The organism is Brunnivagina elsteri CCALA 953 (assembly GCF_002289455.1).
Taxonomy (GTDB): Bacteria; Cyanobacteriota; Cyanobacteriia; order Cyanobacteriales; family Nostocaceae; genus Brunnivagina; species Brunnivagina elsteri.
On sequence record NZ_NTFS01000282.1, the window covers coordinates 1 to 8,719 of the forward strand.

Here is an 8,719-nt window from a genome sequence, read left to right on the forward strand (position 1 = left end):
ATTCAATAGAGATTCTCCTCGCCAAAAAGCGTCCGCAACTTCAAAATAATGTTTACTCTCACTATTCTATGGTTACAGTAAGGCTTTGTAGAAAGTATTCATCTAGCAACAATGTCAGAATAATTAATAAAGATTTAACAATTACAAGTTTATCCTTGATGTCGGTAAATACTTAGACCACTTTCACCAGGGACAAACTTGTGATAAGCAAAGCTTAATGCGTTCGGCATATCGCACTTTAGATTTTGCCAGTTTTTAATGTAATTTAACCAGTCTGCAAATCTAGCTTTATTTTTTGTTATTTCCCTAACATTATTTGACGATGGGTAAGGTTGATTGTATTATTGCTTCTGCGAATAAAAGCAATTAACCTAACCTTCAACGATAATTTTACCAACCATACCAGCACCACGATGGGGTTCACAGTAGAAAGTATATTCACCAGCAACTGTATCTGCGGGGAAGGTGGTTTCCTGAGCTTGTCCAGGGTTCATCATCAATTGCTTGTGTGACAATGCTTTTGCGAAATCAGCGCTTTTAGCAGCATTTTTTACTCCATCAAAGACGACATTATGGGGAGGTACTTTATTATTTACCCACTTGATAGTGTCACCAGCTTTAATCGTGACTTTCGCAGGTTCAAATGCGAGCATCCCTTTATCACTCCCCAGCTTGATTGTATAAGTTTCAGCCAAAGCACTAGGTATGAAAACAAAGAAGCTGCTGACAACTAAAAACATTGCCAATGCAGTCAAACTCAAGCGTCGTAGATTTATTGCGATAGATTTCATGGTTTTTCCTGAGAAGTCAATTTATTTGCTCTTCTCTATTTTAAATACAATTTTGACCAAATATGACAATGTGTCATAGATAAAAAATAATTTTAAAATTTGGTAGAGACTATCCACTCATTCTCCCCTATCCTCTGCTTTCTACAGCTTCTTCTAACGCAGGTAAATCAAACCAAAAAGTTGTACCAATACCCACTTCGCTAACTAAATGTACTGCGCTGTGGTGTTTGTCGATAATATTTCGGACAATAGACAATCCTAAACCCGTACCTTCTAGGGTATGAACGCGGTTTTCGACGCGGAAAAAACGGTCAAAAATTGCTTGTTGATCTTCCGATGCAATTCCAATTCCGGTATCAGAGATTTCTATCCTGACTCCCGATACTGGTTTAGGTAAATTAGACTTGACAGCAATTTGGTAGGCACGAAATGCGACTTTACCCCCAGCTTTGGTAAATTTAAGGGCATTACCGAGTAAATTACCGAATACTTGCAGCAATAAATCATAATTGCCGATAACTAATGGTAAATTCGATTCCACATCTTGAAATAGCTCAACACCTTTATCTCTAGCATTAAGTTGGTAAGTTCTCAGGGTTTGTTCGATCGCTTGACTTAAATCGATCCCATCTAGGTTGTAGCTTCGTCCTGATTCCAAACGCGATAAATCTAATACATCATTAACCAACCTTGTCAAGCGATCGGTTTCACTATTTACTGTAGCTAAAAATTCTTGGCGTTGTTCTGCTCCTAAATCATCGCCGTAATCGTGCAGAGTCTCAATGTAAGTTTTAATATTAAATAACGGAGTCCGTAACTCATGGGAAATATTACTAATGAACTGGCTTTTAGCTTCATTAAGTTCCACCTCACGAGTAATATCCTGAACTGTAATGGCAATACCTCGGATACTTTCCCGTTGCGAATTGATCACCGTAGTTAGGAGGATACGTATAGTCCGCTTTGTGGGTTGTGCTAATGGGATGCGAAACTCAGCACTTTCGCGATCGCCTGTTGCCATTTCGTAGAGAGGACGGGTAATCTCCATTTGTACCGCATTTGGGAGTTGGTGCAGGACATTTGTACCAACTACTTCATCACTTTCCCAGCCAAAAATCCGTCTTGCTGTGGGATTAACGAGAATCACCTGCATATTGTTATCAATTAATACAGCACCATCGGCAATTGTGGAGACAAGGGTTTCGAGTTTGGCTTTTTCGGAAGTTAATTCCTCAATATTTTGTTCTTCATAGCTTTCCAACCGTTCTGCCATATCATTAAAGCTGAAAATTAGTTCACCTAATTCCCCTCCAAGGGGTAAATCTATACGTTGCTTAAAATTTCCCGTGGCAATTTCTTGAACACCCACCAAAAGCTCTTTAATTGGTTTAGTGATAGTCAAAGCATTGACGACACCAGCTAAAATCACCATTACCCAAATTGTGATAAAAACAGCGATGGTGACATCACGGGTAAAATTAGTGGAAATAACAGCCGCTTGGTTGGGATTAATTCCAATTGCCAAAACACCCAGATATTTACCATTAGCTTTGAGCGGTACAAATACATCCGTAACTTCCCCATCGGGAGATTGATGCTGACGCACCATTGGTTTTTCTACATCAGCAGCATAGTCATCCGGTAACTTGATCCGTCGTTGGATGGTGAGGGAATTTTCCACTTCCGGTTCCCAAAAAGGGATACCAAAAAAGATTTTTCCGGTTTCATCAGCGTAGAGCATGTAGCGAACACTCGAAGTACTGCCGTAGAACCTTTGGGAAAATTGAGCAACCTCAGTCAAATTATTATCGCCAATCAGGGGAGAAACATTTGCAGCCAGTAACAGCCCTAAATCGCGACCAAAACGGGTATCATTGAGCCTTGCATCCTGTTGAATGGTATTGATAGCCCAAAAAGTCAACCCACTCATCACTAAAGATACGACGAGAGTCGCAGCCGCCAAAAGCTTTGTTTGGAGAGTAAACTGTAACCACCAAGTTGCGATCGCTTCTCGAATACTAGTAAAAAAAGCAAGCATATTAAATATATTTTTTTTATTTAGTTGTTAATAGTTTTTGTACACCTAACAACTAAAAAAGTAACAGTTTATTTGCTAAATTAGGGAATCGTTTGGGGAAATACTAATTACTCCCAATCCCCAATTCCTAACTCCCAACTCCTAAGGGATTTCCAGAAAATAAAATCTCCAAATCATATATTTCCCAACCCTATCATGGGTAAGGGTGGGGAGACCCTACCCCTACAATAGTGAAGAATTTATTTCTTGGTTTTCCCTAACTTAAAACTCTATACCCAATATCTCGCCGATAATACATCCCCTCAAACTGTACCTTGGCAATTCCAGCATAAGCGCGATCGAGTGCTTGTTTAAAATCTTCGCCGATCGCAGTCACATTCAAAACTCTTCCACCATCGCTAACAACTTCCAATCCCTGTAACTTTGTCCCTGCGTGAAATACCTTTGTATCTGCGGTTTCTGACTCTTGTAACCCAGTAATTACCTTACCATTCGTATAATCCCCTGGGTAGCCACCAGAAGCCGCTACAACCGTCGCAGATGCTCCATTCTTCCATGCTATGGGTGGCATATCTCCTAAACGCTGCTGCACGCAAGCGAGAATCAACTCTTCCAGAGGAGTATCCAACAATGGTAAGATGACTTGGGTTTCCGGGTCGCCAAAACGACAATTAAACTCCAAAACCTTAAATTCGCCATCTGGTGCAACCATCAATCCCGCGTACAGTACACCTCGATAATCGATTCCCTTTTTCCTCAAAGCTGCGATCGCAGGTTCCAATACCTCCGTTTGTAGCCGTGCCATCATCCCAGGTGTCGCCACAGGTGCGGGTGCATATGCGCCCATTCCCCCTGTATTTTCTCCTGTATCGCCTTCCCCAATGCGTTTGTGGTCTTGTGCGGGTAACAAAGGACGAATTGTCAAACCATCCGTTAGGGCTAAAACCGATACCTCCTGCCCAAGCAAAAATTCCTCAATCACCACAAAATTTCCAGCGCTACCAAATTGCCCGCCAAATATTGCATCTAAAGCAGCTTCAGCTTCTACAATAGTTTGAGCAACTATTACACCTTTCCCAGCTGCCAAACCATCAGCCTTGACAACAATCGGCACACCCTGGGATTTTAAGTAAGATTTTGCTGCTTTAATCTCAGTAAATACAGCCGCTTTGGCAGTTGGAATCCCTGCTTCTTGCATCAAAGCCTTTGCCCAGGCTTTACTTGCCTCGATTTGTGCCCCCATTTTATTGGGACCAAACACCATTAACCCTTGAGCTTGGAGGTAATCAGTAATACCCTGAGATAGAGGGACTTCTGGTCCTACAATTACTAAAGAGATATTTTCTTTTTGAGCTAGTTTAGCAATTCCTTCAAAATCATCAACCGCCACAGGGAGATTTTCGCATCTTTCCAGTGTTGCGGTTCCCCCATTTCCAGGGGTGCAAAAAACTCGCTCAATTTGCTGAGATTGCAATAACTTCCATGCTAGGGCATGTTCGCGTCCACCATTACCAACAACTAAAACTTTCACTTTATTTGGAGTTCTCTGTTTGAAGTTTCCCTAATTTGACTATATTGAGTGCGATATGATTCTGACATTAAGCTCTGCTTATCGAACTCAAACCTGTGTATCAGGCAAGTCTCTTTGTGTTTTCTCGATTCGACTTGCTGGCAATTTTTTATGTTACACCAATTTTTGTCGGGAATTTTGCGGAGTTCAATATATAGAGTTTCAGTGTCCCTCATTTCTTGAAGAAATTACAATTAATATTTGTACTGAAGGAAGTTTCCGAAGACCAATTATACTAAAAACGGCTAGAAACTTAACTTTTTTAGTATGGCAAAGTTGAGTTTTTAAGCCTCTCTCCGCTATGCCTAACGGAGGCTTACGCCAACGGGGAGATGTACCCTGCGGGTAGGCACGGAGTGACTTCCAAAGGTAGCGCTGAGTCGCAAGCGACACGCTTCGCGTAGCTCGCTTCCCCGGAGGGGTACGCTCTATGGAGAGGGGTTCTATATTAGTCAGATTTTAAGCAGTTTATAGTATACCGAAATCAAGAGAATTCTAAATCAAAAAATATTTGTGATAGATAAATTAATTATAAAATATTAATTACAATAAAGACGTTCCGATGGAACGTCTCTACAGTTATCTGGGGAAAGAATTAAAATTTTCTTGCATCTCTCTTCTGGTAGAATGGGAAGGATTAAAACCGTCATTACGTGCCCGTCTTCGTAAATCTCCGACATCAGGAGATGCATTAACAGCTTCTTCAATTTTAATCTTTCCAGTTAACATCAAATCGCATAATGCTTGGTTCATTACCTGCATACCTTCATGGGTACTATCTTCCATTAATTGAAATGCTTCAATTTCCTCACCTTTGAGCAAATAATCTTGCATTGCAGTCGTATTCAGTAATATCTCCATTGCTGCTATTCGTCTAGCATTAATTGTCGGAATTAGCTGCTGGGCAATAACTGCAACCAAAGAATCTACAATTTGTACCCGCATTGCCGCTTGTTCATCCGGATTATAAATATTCAACAAGCGATTAACAACCGCGATCGCATTCTTGGTATGCAGCGTACCCAAAACCAAATGACCTGTTTGTGCAGCTTTGAGAGCAGTATCAATCGACATGCGATCGCGCATCTCCCCAATTAAAATGATATCAGGGTCTTCGCGCAACACAGAACGTAATGCATCGCTATATTCACTGGTATGTAAACCCACTTCTCGCTGACTAATCAAACACTTTTGTGAAGTATGGACGTATTCTATCGGGTCTTCAATCGTCACAATATGCTTTTGTACGGTTTCATTCAAAAATCGTAACATTGCCGCTAATGTCGTCGATTTCCCCGAACCCGTAGGACCAGTAACTAATATTAAACCTTGTCTTTTTGTTACAATATCTTTCAAAACAGCAGGTAAGTGCAAACCATCAATCGAAGGTACTTCCAGCGTAATTAAACGCAATACCATCGCACTACCAGTTAATGTTTCAAAACAATTTACCCGACAACGCAAAAATCCCGGATAAAAAATACCAGTATCAAGTTCTTTTGTTTCTACAAAACGTTGTCGTTGCGACGATGTGAGAACTTCGATTAAAAATCCTTCAAAAACTTGAGGTGTTATGATTTCATTCTTCCCATAAATCACCATTTGCCCTCGCACTCGAAAGCGTGGCACTTCCCCAACACGAATATGCACATCCGATGCTTGTTGTTCGTAAGCATCCCGTACCATTTGCTGTACAGTTACGCTTCTTGCTTGCATTTGCCCAAGCGGAATTGGTAACAGTTTGCTGGGTAAAGGAGGAGGAGGATTACGTGTTGCAGACTTTGAGAATTGGAAATTTTCCGTTGAATTTTCCCCCGTTACCGTAACTGATTCGTCCATGACTGCGATCCTTTTGCCAATTTGATTTAGAATTTAGCTTATTAAGTCTTAACAACACCACTCCGTAACTTAACTGATATCAGAATGTTTGCTATTTCCCAACAAGCCGTAAACTTACTGAGATTACTACTGATAATGTACACCCATATTAGTTAATCAACTTAGCTGAGAACTTATCTTTACAGTCATTTCATCAAACTACTAAGGTGCTGTAAATTAGTGATATTGCTAAATTTTCCTTAAAAAAATGATTGTTGGCTATTTAGCGGTTAATTGCTGCTTAATTGTTTGCTTTTGACTCAGTGGGATTAGATAATTGTTTATAACAAGTATTATTTGTTACTAATATTCCCTATTCCTAATTTCCCACTAATCATGATTAAACCCATTATCAATTATCTTGAGACACGCGCTTGCGCCCCAGCATATAGTGGTTGGGTATTAGCAGGAATAGCCATTTGTTTTTTTGGAGCGGCAATAAACACAATGGCAGGCTGGTTATACGTGATTAGTGGACTGAGTTGTGCCATTCTTGGGGTTGCAGCCATTTTACCATCGCGATCGCTCTCTGGATTAACGGTGAGTCGCGCTTCGATCGAACCAGTCACTGTCGGGGAAGATTTGCGAGTAGAACTCAAAATTACCAACACATCGCAGAAAACCGTCAGCTTATTAAAAATCGAAGATATATTACCGTTGCTGCTCAAAAACAAACTCGATAGCAAACCCATCGAACAAACTATTGATAGAATTGCTCCCCAAAACAACTATCACTGGGAATATTATTATTCAGCACAGCATCGGGGAATTTATCGCTGGCAAACAGTCGAATTAAAAAGTGGTGCCCCATTCGGCTTATTTTGGAGTCGTCGCGATCGCAACTGTAAAGCGACTGCGGTAGTCTACCCACAGATTTTACCCCTAGTAAGTTGTCCCCTCATCGATGAAATCGGACAAGACGAAAGTAGGAGAAGCAACTACCAAGGAAACCCCGATGGAGCAGCCACAGAAGGGCTGATACGTTCCTTACGTCCGTATCGTACAGGAGACCCCATCCGTTTGGTACATTGGCGTACAAGTGCCCGTTATGGTGAATTACGAGTGCGGGAATTAGAGACAATTACAGGTGGAGAAGATGTTGCGATCGCGCTTGATAGTGCTGCACAATGGGACGAAGAAAACTTTGAGCAAGCAGTAATTACCGCAGCATCCCTATATTTTTACGCACAACGTCAGCAAATGAATGTCCAACTTTGGACAGCTGCTACAGGTTTAGTTAAAGGTGAAAATCGTCGCATCCTAGAAACCTTAGCAGCAACATCACCCCTAGAAGACGCAATTACAACCGAAGTGCCAAAATTACCCTTAATTTGGTTAACAGAAAATCCTACTACCCTTGCTTCCCTACCAAACGGCAGTCGTTGGGCATTGTGGCAAAACTCAGCATCATCCCAATCCCGACAAATAATCAGCAAAGACGCACCAGGTTTAATTATTAATCAAGAAGAACAATTACAAATCCAACTACAAAAAACATTCAGTTAGGGACTTCCAGAAAATAAAATATTCCAATTCTATAATTACCAATTGTATCATTCGTAAGGGCGGGGTAATCCCGCCCCTACAATTAGGGACAATTTATTTCTTGGTATTCCCTTAATTGGGTATTAGGTTAGTACAAAAAAGCAAAAGGCAAAAGAAAGCCTATAAAAATTTAGAATTTGAACTTAGTCCTCTTTAAGAGGACTTTCATTATTAGACAGAGGTTTATAACCCACATTCCGCACCCCAACTGTCACAATCGTTAATTACTGAGACAAATCTATCAAGCAAGAATAAAATAATACTTTTTATCGAATAAAAACATCAAAAAGCAGGTAAGTGCTTTGATTGAAAAAAATAAGTGATTCTCAATAAGTAGCAATAATGGGGAAATATGTTTTCTTTTGTAATCGATAGACAAATTTCTATGTTCACTTGTGTTTATTAGTGAACTGACTGATGAATAAGCATATAAAAGAATATAATTAGGCATGGTTATTTAGAGCTATTAATATCAAAAAATAGCTATCTGATTGTAGAAATAAATAATTATAAAAAATAATTTCTAGAATAATTAAGTGACTACTTGATAATATCGATGACAATCTTCAGGAAATAACTTCAGAATAAAATCTCTATCTTGACTCCAATTAGAAACTTGTGAACTTTGCCACGGGGATTCTCCCCGGTGGCAAGATTCACGCGTTTGATGATTAAATGTAACAAGATGAATTGCTTGAAAACCTTGAAATATCCACTTTAATGTCGGGTTGTCTATTGATTTTCCTAATTGATTTTTTATAGTTAATTGTGCCTCATATAATGCTGCTCTTATCAATCGTTGTGCCAAGGTATAGACTAATAAACATAAACCCATTATCATACCTAGCGCTTCAATTCTTTCTGGACTTTTCAAATAAATACTATCTGCAAAAAATA

Annotated in this window: 5 protein-coding genes and 1 pseudogene; 1 reads left to right on the top strand and 5 read right to left on the bottom strand. The window is 39.9% G+C overall.

Going from position 1 to position 8,719, the window contains the following annotated elements; translation table 11 throughout:
- Nucleotides 1-371 precede the first annotated feature (371 nt).
- The 4 genes from petE to CK510_RS21065 all read right to left on the bottom strand — a co-directional run bounded on the left by petE (nt 372) and on the right by CK510_RS21065 (nt 6,238).
- Nucleotides 372-791, bottom strand: a complete 420-nt coding sequence (gene petE / locus CK510_RS21050) for a plastocyanin (protein ID WP_095723567.1) — start codon at nt 789-791, stop codon at nt 372-374.
- Nucleotides 792-918: 127 nt separating this feature from the next.
- Nucleotides 919-2,829, bottom strand: a complete 1,911-nt coding sequence (gene nblS, locus CK510_RS21055) for a two-component system sensor histidine kinase NblS (RefSeq protein ID WP_095723568.1) — start codon at nt 2,827-2,829, stop codon at nt 919-921.
- A gap of 256 nt (nt 2,830-3,085) precedes the next feature.
- Nucleotides 3,086-4,360, bottom strand: a complete 1,275-nt coding sequence (purD, locus tag CK510_RS21060) for a phosphoribosylamine--glycine ligase (protein ID WP_095723569.1) — start codon at nt 4,358-4,360, stop codon at nt 3,086-3,088.
- A gap of 618 nt (nt 4,361-4,978) precedes the next feature.
- Nucleotides 4,979-6,238, bottom strand: coding sequence for a type IV pilus twitching motility protein PilT (locus CK510_RS21065; RefSeq protein ID WP_095723570.1), 1,260 nt, complete (start codon nt 6,236-6,238; stop codon nt 4,979-4,981).
- Nucleotides 6,239-6,613: 375 nt separating this feature from the next.
- Between CK510_RS21065 and CK510_RS21070 the strand changes: the two genes are divergently transcribed.
- Nucleotides 6,614-7,783: a DUF58 domain-containing protein gene (locus CK510_RS21070; RefSeq protein ID WP_095723571.1), complete on the top strand. Its 1,170-nt coding sequence runs from the start codon at nt 6,614-6,616 to the stop codon at nt 7,781-7,783.
- Nucleotides 7,784-8,354: 571 nt separating this feature from the next.
- Here CK510_RS21070 and CK510_RS21075 read toward each other — a convergent pair.
- Nucleotides 8,355-8,719: pseudogene (locus tag CK510_RS21075) on the bottom strand (hypothetical protein); the annotation flags it as partial.